At 46.4% G+C, this 17,054-nt stretch carries 15 protein-coding genes; 10 read left to right on the top strand and 5 right to left on the bottom strand.

Features of this window, described 5'->3' with window-relative positions:
- The first annotated feature begins 6 nt into the window (after nucleotides 1-6).
- Nucleotides 7-783, top strand: a complete 777-nt coding sequence (locus tag KJS63_RS16085) for a class B sortase (RefSeq protein ID WP_213620008.1) — start codon at nucleotides 7-9, stop codon at nucleotides 781-783.
- A gap of 155 nt (nucleotides 784-938) precedes the next feature.
- Here KJS63_RS16085 and KJS63_RS16080 read toward each other — a convergent pair whose 3' ends face one another.
- The 3 genes from KJS63_RS16080 to KJS63_RS16070 all read right to left on the bottom strand — a co-directional run bounded on the left by KJS63_RS16080 (nucleotide 939) and on the right by KJS63_RS16070 (nucleotide 3,312).
- Nucleotides 939-1,319 (bottom strand): VOC family protein, encoded by a 381-nt coding sequence (locus KJS63_RS16080; protein WP_213620007.1) that lies wholly within the window; start codon nucleotides 1,317-1,319, stop codon nucleotides 939-941.
- A gap of 145 nt (nucleotides 1,320-1,464) precedes the next feature.
- Entirely contained in the window at nucleotides 1,465-2,244 is a 780-nt protein-coding gene (locus KJS63_RS16075) for a class I SAM-dependent methyltransferase (protein WP_213620006.1), read from the bottom strand.
- 198 nt (nucleotides 2,245-2,442) lie between these two features.
- Entirely contained in the window at nucleotides 2,443-3,312 is an 870-nt protein-coding gene (locus tag KJS63_RS16070; RefSeq protein ID WP_213620005.1) for an SDR family NAD(P)-dependent oxidoreductase, read from the bottom strand.
- A 178-nt stretch (nucleotides 3,313-3,490) separates the two neighbouring features.
- On the opposite strand from KJS63_RS16070, the gene KJS63_RS16065 reads away from it, so the two are divergent.
- The 5 genes from KJS63_RS16065 (at nucleotide 3,491) to KJS63_RS16045 (ending at nucleotide 9,009) form a co-directional block, all read left to right on the top strand.
- Nucleotides 3,491-3,997 carry a MerR family transcriptional regulator gene (locus KJS63_RS16065; RefSeq protein ID WP_213620004.1) on the top strand — a complete coding sequence of 169 codons (507 nt, stop codon included), beginning with the start codon at nucleotides 3,491-3,493 and terminating at the stop codon, nucleotides 3,995-3,997.
- 397 nt (nucleotides 3,998-4,394) lie between these two features.
- A complete protein-coding gene (locus KJS63_RS16060) occupies nucleotides 4,395-5,105 on the top strand; it encodes a formylglycine-generating enzyme family protein (RefSeq protein WP_244862627.1) in 711 nt (236 codons plus the stop codon).
- 223 nt (nucleotides 5,106-5,328) lie between these two features.
- Complete coding sequence (locus KJS63_RS16055; protein WP_213620002.1) at nucleotides 5,329-6,333, top strand: carbohydrate-binding protein; 1,005 nt, start codon at nucleotides 5,329-5,331, stop codon at nucleotides 6,331-6,333.
- Between the two features lie 338 nt (nucleotides 6,334-6,671).
- Nucleotides 6,672-7,853, top strand: coding sequence for an oxalate decarboxylase family bicupin (locus tag KJS63_RS16050; protein WP_280520819.1), 1,182 nt, complete (start codon nucleotides 6,672-6,674; stop codon nucleotides 7,851-7,853).
- 58 nt (nucleotides 7,854-7,911) lie between these two features.
- Nucleotides 7,912-9,009, top strand: a complete 1,098-nt coding sequence (locus KJS63_RS16045) for an L-dopachrome tautomerase-related protein (RefSeq protein ID WP_213620093.1) — start codon at nucleotides 7,912-7,914, stop codon at nucleotides 9,007-9,009.
- Here the strand turns inward: KJS63_RS16045 and KJS63_RS16040 are convergent.
- Nucleotides 9,004-9,480 carry a GNAT family N-acetyltransferase gene (locus KJS63_RS16040; protein ID WP_213620000.1) on the bottom strand — a complete coding sequence of 159 codons (477 nt, stop codon included), beginning with the start codon at nucleotides 9,478-9,480 and terminating at the stop codon, nucleotides 9,004-9,006. The two genes, KJS63_RS16045 and KJS63_RS16040, sit on opposite strands and share 6 nt — an antisense overlap.
- Before the next feature lie 160 nt (nucleotides 9,481-9,640).
- On the opposite strand from KJS63_RS16040, the gene KJS63_RS16035 reads away from it, so the two are divergent.
- The 4 genes from KJS63_RS16035 to KJS63_RS16020 all read left to right on the top strand — a co-directional run bounded on the left by KJS63_RS16035 (nucleotide 9,641) and on the right by KJS63_RS16020 (nucleotide 12,416).
- Nucleotides 9,641-10,348: a DNA alkylation repair protein gene (locus KJS63_RS16035; protein WP_213619999.1), complete on the top strand. Its 708-nt coding sequence runs from the start codon at nucleotides 9,641-9,643 to the stop codon at nucleotides 10,346-10,348.
- A 267-nt stretch (nucleotides 10,349-10,615) separates the two neighbouring features.
- The gene (locus KJS63_RS16030; protein ID WP_235847570.1) at nucleotides 10,616-10,987 is read left to right on the top strand and encodes a hypothetical protein; all 372 of its coding nucleotides are present in this window, start codon (nucleotides 10,616-10,618) and stop codon (nucleotides 10,985-10,987) included.
- Nucleotides 10,988-11,146: 159 nt separating this feature from the next.
- A complete protein-coding gene (locus KJS63_RS16025; RefSeq protein ID WP_213619998.1) occupies nucleotides 11,147-11,704 on the top strand; it encodes a PadR family transcriptional regulator in 558 nt (185 codons plus the stop codon).
- A complete protein-coding gene (locus KJS63_RS16020; protein WP_213619997.1) occupies nucleotides 11,697-12,416 on the top strand; it encodes a CPBP family intramembrane glutamic endopeptidase in 720 nt (239 codons plus the stop codon). The genes KJS63_RS16025 and KJS63_RS16020 overlap by 8 nt, the downstream gene beginning before the upstream one ends.
- Nucleotides 12,417-12,510: 94 nt before the next feature.
- Here the strand turns inward: KJS63_RS16020 and KJS63_RS16015 are convergent, their stop codons facing one another.
- On the bottom strand, nucleotides 12,511-16,980 hold the full coding sequence (locus KJS63_RS16015) for an AAA family ATPase (RefSeq protein ID WP_213620092.1): 4,470 nt from the start codon (nucleotides 16,978-16,980) through the stop codon (nucleotides 12,511-12,513).
- Nucleotides 16,981-17,054: the final 74 nt, after the last annotated feature.

Here is a 17,054-nt window from a genome sequence, read left to right as displayed (position 1 = left end):
AAGAAAATGAGTAAAATCAAAAAAATTCTTATCGCCTTTTCCATTCTTCTGTTGGTATACTCTCTCTACTCTGCCGCAACAATTTTCTTGGGAGATTATGCTGAACAGCAGCGGATGAAGGAACTGGCAGAAGTCTGGAACAAAGGATCAAACACAGGCGAGGGTGCTGCGGCACCCTCACTTGTTATCAACAAGGCGAATGGGTCGGCCATGCTCCCTGAATTTCAAGAGCTTTACCAAAGAAACCCTGATATCATCGGTTGGCTGCGAATAGACAGCCCCCGTATTGATTATCCGGTCATGCAGAACCGGCAGAATGCCCAATTCTATCTCAACCATGATTTCGATAAGAAGACGAGCAAAAACGGGCTTCCCTTTTTGGATATTCACAGCAGCGATTCAAACATTTTGCTGATTCACGCACATCATATGAAAAGCGGCATGATGTTTGCCGGTTTGATGAAATACAAGGAAGAAAGCTACTATAAGGAACATACTACTTTTGAATACAGTACGCTTTACGAGAAGGAAGAGTTTGAGATTGTGGCAGTTATTCTCTCGCAGGTGTACCGCAAATCGGACAACGTTTTTAAATACTACCAGATTGAAAAGGCAGGAACCCCTGCAGGGTTCGATTCATATATTCAGAACATCAAAAAACTCGCTCTTTACGACACCGGTGTGACACCCCGGTACGGCGACAAGCTTATCGTGCTGTCTACGTGTGAGTACTCAACCGAAAACGGTCGGTTAGCGGTAGTTGCCCGAAAGCGTGCAAGATGATGTTGAACCAAGGAGTGAAGCTGCTTCATAGGCTGTCCCAAATGAGTTCGAATAGAATGGCGACACCCCGATTTATGTGCAAAAGGACCTCGATTTCCACTGATTAAATGGAGATCGAGGTCCTTTGTTTTAAACTTCTGGAACCTTTGTTAGCTCTACATTTCTAAAACCGCCAGCATGTTCCCAGCCGGATCCTTAAAGATAGCCATATCCGGACCTGCTCCCACAGCTTTGCCGCGGATAATACCAAGTTCGTCATGCTTCATTCCGGGGATACTCTCAATGGCAATACCTAATTGCCTTAGGCCGGCGACAGCTAATTCAATATTGCTAACATTAAAGTTTAATACATGGTAAGCGGCGGGTTGATAATTTTGCCCCATGGGCATGACATACACTTCGGTACCGGTAAGAGCTAGTTTAAAACCATAACCATCCTCTTCGACCTTGAGACCGAGCGTATTCCTATAGAAGTCGACAGCCTTGGCGATGTCGTTGACCCCAAAGCTGCTGTATGTGTAATTATTTTTAAACATGAACATCCTCCTTTACTAGTTTTGATTTGTGTTACGGTTTCGTCAGTATACGTATGCATTTCTTTGTTGTTCAATAAGCTTATTATAAGCTTATTATTTTTCTAGTGTTTCTTATGGATTGCTAATTTGTATATTAAAAATCATATTACTCTTTAATCGCAAACCATACCGTCCACGAATCCTTCTCAATGATGGGCGGTTGACTATCGCTGAGCTTTTCTTCTATGAAAGATATCAATTCTTGAAGCTCCACATCCGTCAATTCATGAAGAATAGAACGTCCGGTTCTCAGCAGTAAGTCTTTATTTAACTCTGCATAATCCTTGTAAATACGTCTTGTTTCCCAAAGTGAAACTTTGTTTGCCAACCGAAATCCACTCGATTTGAGCGCTTGCTGTACTTGTTCGGAATCATACCTGCGGGAAATCTCTTTATCCATTAGCCGAGGAAATTTTTCAAAAAAATAGCCTCTAATATGATGTTCATCCCCGGGCAGTAAACAATCTTCAGGGGTTCTATCCTGTACGATGAGAACACCGCCATCTTTAAGGATGCGGTAGGCTTCTTTGAAACAAGTATCTAAGTCGTCCAAATGGTGGATTAATGCTCTTTCTAATACCATGTCCATCTCATTTGCAGGGAGGTTGGATTGGTAAGCCTCCCCCTTTAGAAATGTTGCGTTTTGAATGTCACTACAGTTGGTAGCCGCCCCTTTCAACATCTCATCCGAGAAATCCACACCAACCACATGAGATGCCCCCATCTTAATAAGAGCCTTGGTGTAAATCCCCCCTCCACAACCTATATCAGCAATCCGCTTATTCGATACATCTACTGTGCTGTTTATTAGAGATATCCAAGATTCATCCGCGTTTCTTGCCGCATACGTCTGCCTGTTTTGTTCATCATGAAAGTTAATTGGCATTTGTAAATTTCCCTCCTATCATCTTGTTTCATCTAATGAAATAGTGTTTCGTTTTTTCTCCATTGTATCACATATTTACGCTAAACGCTTTATGTATGGCGCTATAGCATTCAGTGTTATGTCAGAACATTCACTGACCATAAGGGGATGCATCTCCAGCTTGAATTCTGACCGTTTTTTTCCTAGATTTATGAGCCATTAGGTTAATGAGTGAGGGCCAGGTTGTGAAAATTCGCGCTCGTAAATCGCATGTACTCTTTCCAAAACGTTCCGTGCTTGATCTTTAAACTTTAATTCCGCAGCCTGATCTTTCAGCAAAAACACGCCGGACTCATGACGGTGTTCTCCGAGAGCACCTTCGTACAGCTTATTAGCGCCGTGGGTCGGCGGAGAGAAGAACAGCTTCATCAACGGTTTAACCAATAGGGGAAGCCCAGACTTTTTCCCTTTTCTTAACGTATTGTTGCCTCCCGGGTCCACGCTGCGGATCTTGATGCCGTCATGGGCAAGCTGTGGCGCGATAGCCTGAGTCCATAGCGAAAGGGCCAGCTTGGAAGTGGCGTAAGGACCAATCAGCTTGCGGAAGGTTTTGGGGCGCTCAAGGATTTCGATAGTAAACTCCTTCGTGAATTTTAGCGCTGATGATGAAGTGTTGATTACCGTTTTTAAGCGACCGTTTATTAAGAGTTCCTTCAATTCCATCAGAATGATATACGGAACGACCGTCATCAGCTCATAATGCTGTTCACGTCCTTGTTTCGAATAGCTCAGATCGGGAAAGGATCCGCCGGCATTGTTGAACAAAATATCGATCCGCTGCTCTTTTCTTTTGATCTCTTCTAATGCCCCTCTTAAGTTGGCATAATCAGCAAGATCAGTCGTTTTATAAATTCGCAGCCACCCACTCTTGATGGCTGTTTGAATGCTCAAATCGTCCGCCGGAAAGTCGGAACGGTTCAAAGCAACAACCTGCCAGTCCTCCGATAGCAATTTTCTCGCTAACTCTAATCCGATCCCGGCGCTTGCGCCCGTAATCAAAGCGATATTTTCACGTTGCTTCTTGTTCATTGTACGTCTCCTCCTTGATATCGGGGTACCTCCCCAGATAGCGCCATTCTATAAGTTGGAGTCGGCTCCAAGTCAAGACGCGAAAACAAAGTTGTTGTCCCAAGGAGAAGGGACTTGACTTGGAGCCAGCTCCAAGATGTATAATGCACACAAAAAGCGATCTTCGGGAGGGAGCAGCATGAAGGCAGACCATACTTTTACGATAAAACAAACCGCCAAGCTAACTGAGGTTTCTGAGGATACGATCCGTTATTACGAAAAGATCGCGCTGCTGCCCCGGGCTAACCGGAAGGACAACGGACACCGGGTCTACCAGCAGGAAGACATCGATAGAATCCGGCTGATAGCTTGCTTGAAAAAGACGGGGATGCCGCTTGAGGAAATGCGGCCTTTTTTGGAGGTCTCCGCCGATGCCGATCCGGCGGAATATCCTGAACTGGTGGAGCAATTAAGAAGCCATCGGGAAAATATCGTCAGCCAAATCGCCTCTCTGCAGCATGTTGTCGATTTTATCGACATGAAGTTGGAGGAGGGGAGATACCGACGGGAATGCCCGGCTGAAAGTCAGGACGGCGAGTCTGAGAAAATGACGAAAGGGTCAAAACTAAAGCCTGTCTCTCCCGTTGAGATGAGTTATTTTTCCGGATCGGCTAGAGTGGGCAACTCACCGGATTCCGTAAGATAAGTTTAGAACGAACAGATGAAAGCTCCCCTGGCCAAGGGGCTTTTATCAAATTGATACTAAATAACGGATTTTAGCCATCCCGAATTAGAACCAAATGTATGTTCTCAGCGTTAGGTTAAGGAGGTATTTATGATGAAAAAAATAAGCGGAACAATGGGCTGAAGGTGAATGGAATATATATGATGGTAATACGGATGCAATAGTGACATTTGAAGATGGTTCAAGATGGGTTGCTTCTTTTTATACATATAAAATAGGACTTTGAGTTTTTATTTGATAAGTGTAATGAGGTCAATTTGTACGAATAAAATCACATATTGCAATAGACAGGAGGTCAATATCCATCGAAAAGCACAGGAGTGACAGAGAGCGTTTTCTAGCGGATTTAATGAATTCTATGGTACCCGTAGAAGGCGGGACCGTTGAATTACGCGATTATTTTAATATGAATAAATGGCTTAGTTCGGATTACACTTTATCAGACCCCGGAAGCGGAAGTGATAGAAAGGTTATTACATGGACTGAAAAGATAGACCCTTTCTATGTAATGAAGTATCCGGTAACACGACAGTTATATCATTTTGTCATGCGAAAAGAAGAAGTAGAGTCGAGTGGGATTAACCTGCCAATTACAGAAGTTTCGTGGTTAGATTCGCTTCTCTTTTGTAATGAATTGTCCAGATTACTTGGCAGGACTGAATGCTACACAATCACAAATGAAAGTGCGAACACTACATATAATCAAAAAGCGAATGGCTTTCGATTGTTAACAGACGCGGAATGGCAGTATGTATGCAAAGCGGGTACACAGGGCTACCGGTATGAAAAAATTGATAAGATTGCGTGGTATCGAGAGAATTCCAATGGTTCAGCTCAACCAGTCGGAAGACTACTTCCTAATCCCTGGGGGCTTTATGATATGATCGGCAACGTTTGGGAATGGTGCTGGGATCTATATGATCCTGAGCGATATGGGAACTATAGAGTCTTTCGGGGTGGCAGTTGGGCTGAAGTTGAAAACAATTGTGGTTCTACGGTTAGAAGAAAAAGTATGCCTGATTTCAAGATAGACGACCTTGGTTTTAGGATAGCACTCACACAACCATGAGAACGCATATGCGAGATCATATTCAGTGCAAATGGATAAAGCCCTGACAATCGCAGTCAGGGCTTTAGTCGGTAGGATCTATCGTATAGCATGTTCACACTATAAAAAAACAGTAACTGTGTAATTAATTTCAAAATTGAAAATAAGATAATACTGCAGTTAGAACCCGTGGGATGTCTCATGGGCGATCTGCAGATAACTAAAAATACAAGGAGGTTTGAAAATGATTGGTAGAAGGGTTCCTTTTAAGTCCTTATCACTGCTGGTAGTTTTAGCTGTATTTCTATCCACATTTTGCGCAGCCATACCGTCAGTGAGCGCGGCCGCTAGGGGAGCATGGGCTCCAAATACTGCATATGCAGTAAATGACACGGTAACATATAGTGGTAGTACTTATACTTGTCTTCAGTCACATACTTCTCTCGTAGGCTGGGAACCACCCAATGCTGCTGCTTTATGGCAAAAAGGCGGTAGCGGCGGAACTACACCACCGGTAACCAACGGAGTGACGTTCTATGCAGATATAAACTATGGTGGAAAGGCAGTAAAACTCGGAATAGGCAGTTATACACTATCTCAGTTGAATGCAAACGGGATTCCGAATGACTGGATGTCCTCTCTTCAGGTTCCTAGCGGTTGGACTGTTGAAGTATATCAGAATGATAATTTTGGAGGAACAAAATGGACCTTTACTTCAAGTTCTTCCTGGGTTGGCGACACGGTCAATGACAAAATGTCATCGGTAAAGATTTATACGGGTTCACCATCTCCTTCAGTAACAAAGCCTTCCGAGGTTCCAAGCCATATATGGACATATGTAATGAATGTGGACAATAAATTTGGTAAAGGCGGAGATTTTGCTTTATTGCTAAGTGCTGTTATTAAAAAAGAAAGTAGTTTTGGAGCAGGTCTACCAGGTAGTCCATCAGCCGGCGACGGGTTGATGCAGGTAGAACCAAACACACGCAATGCTTATTTATCTCAATTCAGTGTGAAATTTGGCCGTGCGTATAATCACAGCAGTGAACAAGATCAGGTATGCTTGGGCGCATTGATTTTAGATGAGAAGATTATTAAGTTCGGAAATATATACAAAGGATTATTACACTATAACGGGGGAGATAACTGGTATCCGGGAGCTACGGATTCTTATGGCCGTCCTATTCTGGCAAATCTATATGCAGATGCAGTTTACGCCACTTATAAGGGTTATGGCGGTAAGAATTAAGGTAGTATATGTGGAGTACAGCTCACTGTTGGTCAGGAAAGATGAATAGTTGAGTCTGCTATCGAAATAGTGCTGATTTTCGAACAAAAACATGACCGCCAGCTTATGGCGGTCATGTTTTTGGCATTTATAACCTCCCGCTTCTATAGTTATTTAGATATTCGAGATTCCCGTCAAATAACCTTTATGAAGCTCACATGTAGAGTGCTGCTGATGTGAACGGTATGTTCTGAGATAAATGTGAAGATAAGGACAATTTCTAAACTCTTTATTCTATTCATAACTTAAATTAGCGCGTTGACGAATATGAAATGAATAGAACGAGAGGTGTAGTTTATTTGGGAATTGAACCAAGGAACGAAAATATACCGCAGCCCATCAGGAAGGATGGCGCCGGTTGGTGGGACTTTGGACCACGCGATGTCATGCGGGATCTTGAGAATCCCGACTTGCTGGTTCCACCTGACACCGATGCTGGATCGCTTCCGAATCTAAAGTTTTCTTTCTCCGATACCCATATGCAGTTAAATCAGGGCGGATGGTCCCGGGAAGTGACCGCAAGGCAGCTTCCGGTTGCGACCACGATTGCGGGAGTGAATATGGCTCTGACTCCTGGTGGTGTGCGTGAGCTGCATTGGCATCAACAAGCGGAATGGGCTCTTGTACTTGTGGGGCGGGCACGCATTACGGCAGTTGACCAGAATGGCAGAAACTTCATTGCGGACGTTGGGGTAGGAGACCTTTGGTATTTTCCTCCGGGAATTCCGCATTCCATTCAAGGTCTGGAAGAAGGCTGCGAGTTTTTACTTGTTTTTCCCGACGGGAATTTCTCGGACCTGAATACATTATCTCTCTCGGATTGGTTCGCACATACGCCAAAGGATGTACTTTCGGCGAATTTTGGTGTTTCAGCAAACGCATTTGCCGATATCCCTGATCGGCAGCGGTACATTTTCCAAGCTGAGGTTCCCGGTCCACTTCAAAGCCAGCAGGTGCATGACCCACAGGGTACGGTACCCCAGACATTTACACATCGGTTATTTGCGCAAGAGCCGATTGTAGCTCCGGGCGGCACGGTACGTATCGTGGATTCAACCAATTTTCCTATTTCCACTCAAATTGCCGCATCGCTGCTTGAGATCAGGCCAGGTGCAATGAGAGAAATGCATTGGCATCCCAACAATGATGAATGGCAGTATTACATTTCAGGTACGGCCCGCATGACGGTTATGGCCCCCAATGGAACGGCTCGTACTTATGATTACCGGGCTGGGGACGTTGGATATGTACCGCGTGCCTTTGGCCATTATATCCAGAACACAGGCGATCAGAGTGTGTGGGCCTTGGAGATGTTTAAGAGTGACCGCTTTGAGGATGTTTCACTGAATCAGTGGTTGGCGCTTACACCTGATCTGTTGGTTCAGGAGAATCTGAATGTTGGGCTGGAGTTTACGGAAGCATTGCGTAAGGAAAAGCAATTTATAGTGAAATATCCGGGTTTCAGTTATTACCCTAAGTGAATTTTTGATTTATAGAAGGAAGTCTCTGTTCCATCTCGCCCTTAGGAGGATGATCATGATGAAGCCTTTACTGCCTGTTGAACAACATTTCGGGAATATCGAACCCGTCTATTTATTTTATGGGGCAATGCCTACAGGGGTTAGTGTGTCAGAAACCGGACGTATTTTCGTTTGTTTCCCGAAATGGGGGGACAAGGTTGAATTTACGGTGGCGGAAATAGTTGGGGGTCAACTACAGCCTTATCCTAATCTGGAGACTAATATGGTGAGCCCCGCAAATGTCACAACGTCTTTCATAAGTGTTCAAAGTGTAGTTGCGGATGGCAGCGGGACACTTTGGGTGCTGGATACAGGAGCTCCGAACTTCTCGGAGCCGATTAAAGGAGGGGCCAAATTAGTCGCTGTGGATTTAACAACAAACACAATAAGAAAAATATACACGTTTACAGAAGATGTTGTCCTCCCGACTACTTATCTGAATGATGTGAGGTTTGATTATCGCGTTGGCCGCGCAGGCTACGCCTATATAACGGATTCTTCTACCAAAGGACCGGGAGCTATTATTGTCGTAGATTTAGACAGTGGAACTGCGTTCAGACGGTTGAATGGGGCAGATTCAACTTCGCCCGATCCCTGTATGCTGCCAAAAGTAGAAGGTAGGATTCTAATGAATCGTAGTAGAGAGGGCGTAATTTCACCTTTTAGGTTGGCCTCAGATGGGATAGCAATTTCTCCAGATGGAAGGGTCTTATTCTTTTGTCCCCTAACCAGCCGCCATTTGTACGCGGTCTCAACCGAAGCCCTAAGAGACAGAACGATACCAGATGCGGATCTGTGCTGCCGTGTGGAGTATTGGGGAGAAAAAGGCGCATCTGACGGGATGATCACCGATGCTCAAGGAAATGTGTACGCCGGAGACTATGAAAACAACAGTATTCGTAAAATATATCCGGACGGCGCTATGGATACCATCGCGCATGACCCGAGAATTTTATGGCCGGATACATTCTCCATTGGTCCTGATCAATACTTATATGTCATTGTGAACCAATTACACCGGCAGGCAAGATTTCACTATGGCAAGGACTTACGGCAGAAGCCTTACAGCTTACTCCGCATAAAAATAGGCGAGCTTCCGGCTCCAACCTTTTCATAATTCCTTCATATACCAAGCATCACAGGCATTGTGCTCGGATTCATCTAACCCTTGTTCAAGCTGGCGGAAACCGAATTTAAGGTACAGGGAATTCGCGGCCTTCAGCTTCTCAAAAGTCTCCAAGTAGCAGTATTTATAATGCTGTGTTGCAAAATCCAAAGCAACCCTCATCAGTTCTTTAGACAAACCTTTACCTTGGGCTTGGGGTGAGATATACAGCTTTTGCAGCTCGCAAATCTCCGGATTCTGCCCAAAAGGACCGATTCCTGCGCCGCCCACAACTTCATCTTGATCCGTGACAACAACCCAGTATTTCGAGCCTGGCTGGTTCTTGTAATACTCAGCCAGGCTGCCAAGTTGAGGATCGTAGTAGGCGGTTCCTGGCATGTTTAGTTCAAATGACTCCAATGAGCTTTTAATAATTTGTTCAATGGCCTGATTGTCTTTCTCTTCAATCTCTCGGATGTGCATGAATTCATCTCCATATCTAGGTGATTAATGATTAGGTTGATTCGAATTTAAGGAATTATTTTAATGCCGACTTTTTGAAATGTCAATTTGATATCTAGTATACTCGAACTAAAAGAAAGTCTAATGCAGCTTCTATTCCCAAGAAAGAAGTGATCAACCAATGGATTTGGATAATGTTATGCAGGAGCTCGAAGCTCTTGGGAAGGAACGGACCAAGAAGATTTATGTATCCAACGGCGCGCGGGAGCCTCTTTTTGGTGTGGCTACTGGCCATATGAAGCCGATGTCCAAGCTCATCAAGAAGAATCAGCCTCTGGCTGAGCAGTTATACGCCACGGGGAACTATGACGCGATGTATTTTGCCGGTGTAATTGCGGACCCGGATGTGATGACTGAAGCGGATTTTGACCGTTGGATAGATAGCGCGTATTTCTATATGCTGTCTGATTATGTGGTTGCTGTCACTTTAGCTGAGACAGATATCGCCCAAGAGGTTGCTGACAAATGGATTGCCAGTGGTGAGGAGCTGAGGATGTCCGCGGGCTGGAGCTGCTACTGCTGGCTGCTCGGGAGCCGCCCGGATCGTGAATTTGACGAAAGCAAAATTGCCAATATGTTAAGAAGAGTGGAAGAGGAGATTCATGAGTCTCCCGAGCGGACAAAGTATGCGATGAACAATTTTATCTATACGGTGGCTACGTCCTATTCACCTCTTCATGACCTGGCGGTTCAGACCGCCCAAGCTGTTGGACCGGTGGAGGTCAATAAGGACAAGGTCAAGAGCAAATTCTTGAATGCGTCCGATAATATCCAAAAGGCCATGGATAGGGGACAGCTTGGTTTCAAACGCAAGCATGTGAGATGCTGATAGGGCACCTCGAAGCAGCTTGATTAACTTCATTAATAGGTTAGAGAGTCGAACAATCTGATGACACGCGAGTATTTTGGCGGCAAAGAACGTCTTCAGTTACATATCTACGGTTCAGAATGTACAGCCATAACGATGCCAAGCCCTCCTTATCTAAGGAAGGGCTTTTTGGCTTCAGCCGCATTGAAAAATCAGCCAATCCATCAGAGGTTTTGTCCATTCCAAAACGTCTAACTCTTCATTAACTATAGTAAACCAGTTAAGGAGATGATTTCTTTGAGAAAAGCAACCTTAGTGAAAATCAAAAGAGCAGAAGCGAAGCTGGGCAGAAAATTGAAGAAGCGCAGCCATGTGATTAAAAATATCAGAAAAGCCCTGCGTTCAACTCCACTCGGAGATGGGTTTGCACGCTTTACGTTCTCTGCGGTTACGCTTCCTCCTAATAGCTTTAGAAGCACGACAATCAACGGGAACGGCTACAATATTATTAGCGGCTCCTGGATTTTCTCTGGAAATGACCAGGGATTTCTCCTCGATAACTATTCCCTTGCTGAGGACCAATGGTTCTTCACGGCATGGAATCCAACGAATACAACCAGAACAGTAAGCTATGCTGTTATCGCAAAACGGAAGCCATGACCTCAGTGTCATAGATTACAGCACAAGAGGAGCCTATGGCTCCTTTTTGGTTATCAGATTGGACGAGGATTTATTTTTCCTAAAAGGATTGTAGTCTATGCCTGTATGATGTATGATCTGACTTATATATCTTAAAGATACATAAAGGGAGGGGTAAGTGTGAAAAGAATCAACACCACCTATTTTGCCATTCTCGGCCTGCTTAGAATCAAGCCTATGAGCGCTTATGAACTGGTTAAGTTTTCAAAGGAGAGTATCGGCTTATTTTGGAATGAATCCTATGGGCATATTCATAAGAGTCTGAAGCAGCTGGAACTGGAGGGAGCTGTGAAGATTGTAGAAGAGACAACCTCCGGCAGACAGAAGAAGGTGTATGGCGTTACAGAGCAGGGATGTGACCAGCTTGATTCCTGGCTCGCCCAGGCACCTGAGGAGCCTGTGATGCGCAATGAGCTGCTGATGAAGGTCTTTGTCGCGAAGGAGAGTCAGATTCCCCAATTGATGTCTTACATCAAGGCGGAATTAGAAGGGAGCAGAGGGGTGTTAGAGGTTTTAGCGGGAATTAAAGCAGCGGTAAATAGCATGGAAAGCAAGCAAGCTCAGCTTTGGCTGCTTACGCTCGATTACGGAGAACGATACATACGCATGACTATCGAATGGTGTGAGCATGCATTGAACATTTTAAGCAAGGAAGACAGGGGACATAGATATGAATGAGAGCAGATTTAGAACACTGCCTATCTTGCTCATCACCGTGATTGTGATTGCGATGGCGCCAGCCCTTGTATGGATTAAAAAGAATCAGCCCCTGGTTCTAACGTTGTTTGAGAGAGAAGTGTACAACCGGGAATTCAGCTACCAAGTCACGGTCTTATTCCTTGCCCTTATTCTTATTGCTATTGTGTATGGGCTGACAGGCAAAGAGGGGCTTGCCTATTTGAACCTGAAGAGGCGGGATGGGCAGATTCGGCCTGAGCCGTGGATTGGCATCACGCCCAAACAGAAGGAGTCGTGGAAGAGCCTAGGGCTGAATTTTGCGGTTGTTATTACAACGGTAACGGCTATTGTAATTTACTTTCAGGTGATTCATGGGGGAAGCTTGAGCCTGGATTTGTTCCCAGGGATCTTACTTATCCTCTTGTTTGCGCTCACCAATGCTTTTACCGAAGAAATTATATTCCGGTTCTCATTTGTTGCTGTTGTGAACAAGTATGGCGGCTCCCCGTATTTGGCCCAGGGTTTAGCCGCAGCTACCTTTGGCGTGATTCATTACTTTGGAACTCCAAGCGGGATTCCAGGTGTGTTGATGGCTGCTTTTATAGGCTGGATCTTGGCCAAATCTATGATTGAGACCAAAGGCTTCTTCTGGGCGTTACTGATTCACTTTCTGCAGGATGTGGTGATATTTACGGCTTTATTTATGAAGTAGGTGTTCAGTTGCTATACCTCCGATTAATTCTTGAAGTCTCAAAAAATCCACAACCAACAGGTTGTGGATTTTTTGAGTCTATACCAGAGCATGATCAAACGGATCGCCGGGTATGGTCGCTGATCAGCCTGAGTTCTTTGGCTTGGGCAATGGCATTGATTCGCCGGTTGACCTTGAGCTTGGCAAAAATATTCTTCACGTGAACCTTCACGGTACCAATAGCGATAACCAGACGTTCGGCAATTTCCTTGTTGGTTAACCCTGCGGCTAATAGGGCAAGCACCTCAAGCTCACGTTCGGTTAGCGGTTCTTCAATGGTGTCAGGCCCAAGGTGCTCTTCTTCTCCGGACTCCCCGGTATCCGGCTGCACGTAAGGAAGCTCAGGCGCACTTTGAAGCACACACATAAAGATGCCGTGGGACGCCATCGCTTGAAGAACAGCGGTGCGGCCGGGCATAAACACATGCTGGGCAAGCTTGTTCTCTAGATAGAGAACCCCCATCATCGTGCCATGAACGGTTACGGGAATACAGAGCGCTGACTGAGGCTGGTGCTGAGCAATATAAGGGTTGTGAATCAGCCAGCTTTCCTCTCCTCCGTTATAATAAATATCCTCCTGGCTTCGAAACACGTAGCGGATGATTCCTTCCGGCAGCAGCGAGCTGTCGCTTAGCTCCGAAGATGACGTAATGGGGGAGGCTCCTGAATCGGAATAGACCTGAATCACAAGCGTGTCCTCGGTGCCTGTAAGCAGGGCACCTTTGCTGGCTCCGGCATGCTTCATAATGGTATTCATGATCTCCGCAAGCACGGTGTCCAGGGTCATCTGATGGGTGATGGCCTGCGTAGTTTTTAGAATTGCGGCAAGGTCTATGCTGTCCACCGAATGAGGAGCACTCCGAAGTGTTGAGATATCCCCTGCGGCCTGATCCGCTGCCGCAATCTCCTGGTCCTGAAGGGCTAAGGTACGCTCATATGTAGGGAGGCGTTTCTCCTGACGCTGCACCTGCTGAATGAGTTCCTCCAACTCCGATACCTTCAGCTGCACCCCCCACTGCTTATACCCTTCAACTGCCAGCTGCAGATAATACCCCGCTGTCTTACTTTTGCCGCACTCCAAGTAGTAGTTGGCCGCAGCTTCACCAGCCATGCTTGTCACATGGAAGTCCTCCAGCTCTCTCGCCGTGCGGATGGCCTGATCGTACATCGCTTCTGCTTCCCGCCATTCTCCTGAGATACGGGCAAATTCCGCTTGAAGCAGATCGTACCGGGCCTGATGATTCTCCGGGCCGCACTGTGTCCATCGTCTAAAGCGCTGAAGATGGCGGTTTAACTTTTGGGCATCTGCCCGCGATCGGGAAGGGGCCGCCATGATGGCGAGCGAGGCATAGAACAAGCATTCCGGCAAGTGAGGCAAATGAGTTGCGTAATCCTCATAGATTTCCGCTTGCTCGGCCCATTCCATGGCCTCTGCGTATTGGCCTGTCAGATAGCTGAGCTGAGTTTTGTATGTGCTGAACTGAAACAAGGTGGTAGCCGAAGTCTCTTCCCGGCGAATTTGTTCCAGAAATTGCTCTTCGTCGAAATCCGGTCCGCTGAAGGATGCAGGTACAGGCTTCTTTCCCTGAAGGGCAAGGATGACCTGCTGGTACAGGTAAAAGTTCTTCCTGACGAACTCATCCTTGGTCGTATCAAGCACATCCATGTATTCGGCAATGGTTCTAGTCAATTCACTTAACGATGCTCTGGTGTATAAGGAATTGACATGAGCACCCATGGCATAGCTCGCAAACACGTAATCTCCCGAATCCAAGCCGTATTGAAGAGCTTTGATTAAATAAGAGTCTCCTTCACGGGCATTTCCGCCGAATTGGCAGAGCACACTGCCGAACATGGTATAGGTGTTGCTTTTAATTGAAGTGACATTGTAGCGCTCGGAGAGCTCTACACCCAGCTTGGCAATAGCATAACCCTTCTCGAATTTGCCTAATGCGGTTCCGAGCAGCATCCCCATCGCGGTATAAATCGCCGCAGAAGCGGGAGTATTGCCGTGCTTCAATGTAAGCTGAATGGCTCGGCACGTCAGCAGGAAGAACACCTCTTTATTAGTGAAGAAGGTGGAGGGAATGATCGCATAGATCAGATTCATCGCACTGATCCGCTCCTGGTCCGACATCTCCTCCAGGTAGACAAGCTGGCCGAATTCCTTACCGAGATTAGCCTCAATTCGCTTGCCTTCCATGAGCAGCAGGTATTTGCTCGGATGAGGTGAGATATAGATTTGATGCTCCCTCAGACTCGCAAGGCCGAGAGCGGTGCTCTCATGATACCTGCCTTGATTAATGTACTGCATAATCCGGATCATCTGCACACGGCTTCGCTCAACCGGACTGCGTGCCCTGCCAAGCAGGAAGTCGATGTCCCGCTCTGAATCAGCCGAATTGCCGCACAGGTACTCACATTCCGCTTTCTGGGCGTGCAGCTCGAAGATCAGTTCGAACTCATGGTCCCAGTCCCCCGGTGACAGCAGCTCCACCCCTTTTCTGAAATAACCTAGGGCAATGTCGTAAGCGGTGGAAGATTTGGCCTGGTGTCCCGCATCCAGATTTAATCTGACGAGCTGCAGAATGTCTTGCGGATTCTTCATTCTTGCCGATCCCCGGTTCAGGTGGTTCACCGCATCAAAGAGAGAGTTCTCCCCATATGCATCGTCCTTGCCGTATAAGATCTGGCCGATACGGATGTGAATATCCTGCCTCGATTCGTCATCTATTCCGTTGTAGATAAGCTTCTGGATATTATCGTGAGTAAAGCGGTACATCTCCGCTTCTAAAGCTACAATCATCCCCTCCGCTTCGATAGCAGACCAATCTATACCCTCCACATTCTCACTGCCTTGATAGTATACGGAGGTGATTAGTGAAGGGTGGAAGGTGCTCCCTACACAAGCGGCTATTTTCAATAGTTCCTGGGCATCCATGGGCAGACGGTGTAATTTGTGCTCCATCAGCTCATGAATGGCATAACGGGGAACCTGCTCAAGAACCTTTTCCAGATTCCACTGCCAGCAGCGTTCCTCATGATTGTAGTTCAGAATATGGTCATCCTGTAAACGAAGCAGGATTTGCTTGAAATGGAACGGGTTGCCCTTCGATTGATGATATAAGAGCTCTGTAAGAGAACGTGTCGTATCGGCAGGACTATGAAGCGTCTCCATCACAATTTGATTCATTTCCGTTAGTCCTAGCTGACTCAGATGAATGTGACGGACTACCGCCTGGGCGGTAATACTTCCGTCCGCCTCGTATCCCGGCAGCTTGGCCCGGTCTGTCTCCGTAGGGCGAAATGCACAGACAATCATCAAATACTGGCATTCGGGATCGGATAACAACGCGTGAATCAACTGGAGGGAGGAAGCATCGGCCCACTGCAAATCATCAATGAATAGAACAAGCGGGTGCTCCTTCGATGCAAGGGCCTGAACAAATTTTCGAAAAGCATAAATGAACCGTTTCTTCGATTCATTCGCCTGCAGTTCCTCTAAGGCAGGCACATCGTCACTGGCCAGAATTAGCCCAGCTTCAGGAATAATATCCGCGATGACATGGACATTGGCCCCAAGTACCTCCTGAAGCTTCTGTCTCCACAGTATGGACTGGTCTTTCCGCTGCCCTAACAAATGCCGCATCAATCCGCGGAATGCCTGAATAATGGGATAATACGGGCTTTCCTTGGAGAGCTGCTCGAATTTCCCGGTGATATAGTAGAAATCCCTGTCCTGCTGCTGCTTCCTGAGCACCTCTTCAATCAGGCTTGTTTTGCCGATACCAGGTTCACCTGAGACATAGACCATCTCTGTTGATCCAAGGCATGCGGAATAGAAAGCCTGAGTCAGCATGGACATTTCATGTTCCCGCCCGCGAAGCCCCTGCTCGATCAGGTGGATATCATGGGGTCTTCCGATTTTGTCCAAATCCGCCAGCAGAACGCCCACACTGGGATAGCGCTTATCCGGATTCTTCTCTAATAGCTTCATAATGATCGCTTCCAGGCCTTCAGGCAGAGGCTGTGTAAGATTCGCCAGAGGCGGCGGACTTTGAGCCAGATGCATGTAGACCCATTCTAGCGGCTGATCCGATTGAAAAGGCGGACGACCCGCCAGCATTTCATAGAAAATCACGCCAAGTGAATATAAATCACTTCGCTCATCCACACTTCGGTGCATTCTTCCTGTGTTCTCAGGTGAGCAATACGGCAAGCTTGATTCCAGAACTCCGCCAGACAGATAGGGGTAGCCCTCGGCCGTGCGGTGAACGGCATAACCCGAATCTATCAAATAAGCCTCATTTCCACTGGGGGAAATACCCACCCGCTCCGGCCGCAGGTCCAAATGAATCATCATCTGCTGATGGAGTCTGCCGACACTAGCCGCCATAGATCTCGCAAGGAGGAGAAATAGGTCTAGGTCCATTCCCCTAGGTCCACGGATATAATCTCTTAATGTTAGATCAGCTTTAAACACTTGCTCACTGGGAAGATCTGTTTCACTCACAGATCTGCCCATGGATTGTCCAATAGGATGGTTGATTTCCAATTTCCGAACACCTCTGATTTCGCGTAGCCTTCATACCTCTTATT

Origin of the sequence: Paenibacillus sp. J22TS3 (genome assembly GCF_018403205.1) — a bacterium.
GTDB classification, from domain to species: domain Bacteria; phylum Bacillota; class Bacilli; order Paenibacillales; family Paenibacillaceae; genus Fontibacillus; species Fontibacillus tuaregi.
Note: the sequence above shows the minus strand (reverse complement) of the source record. Positions and strands in the feature narration are given on the sequence as shown.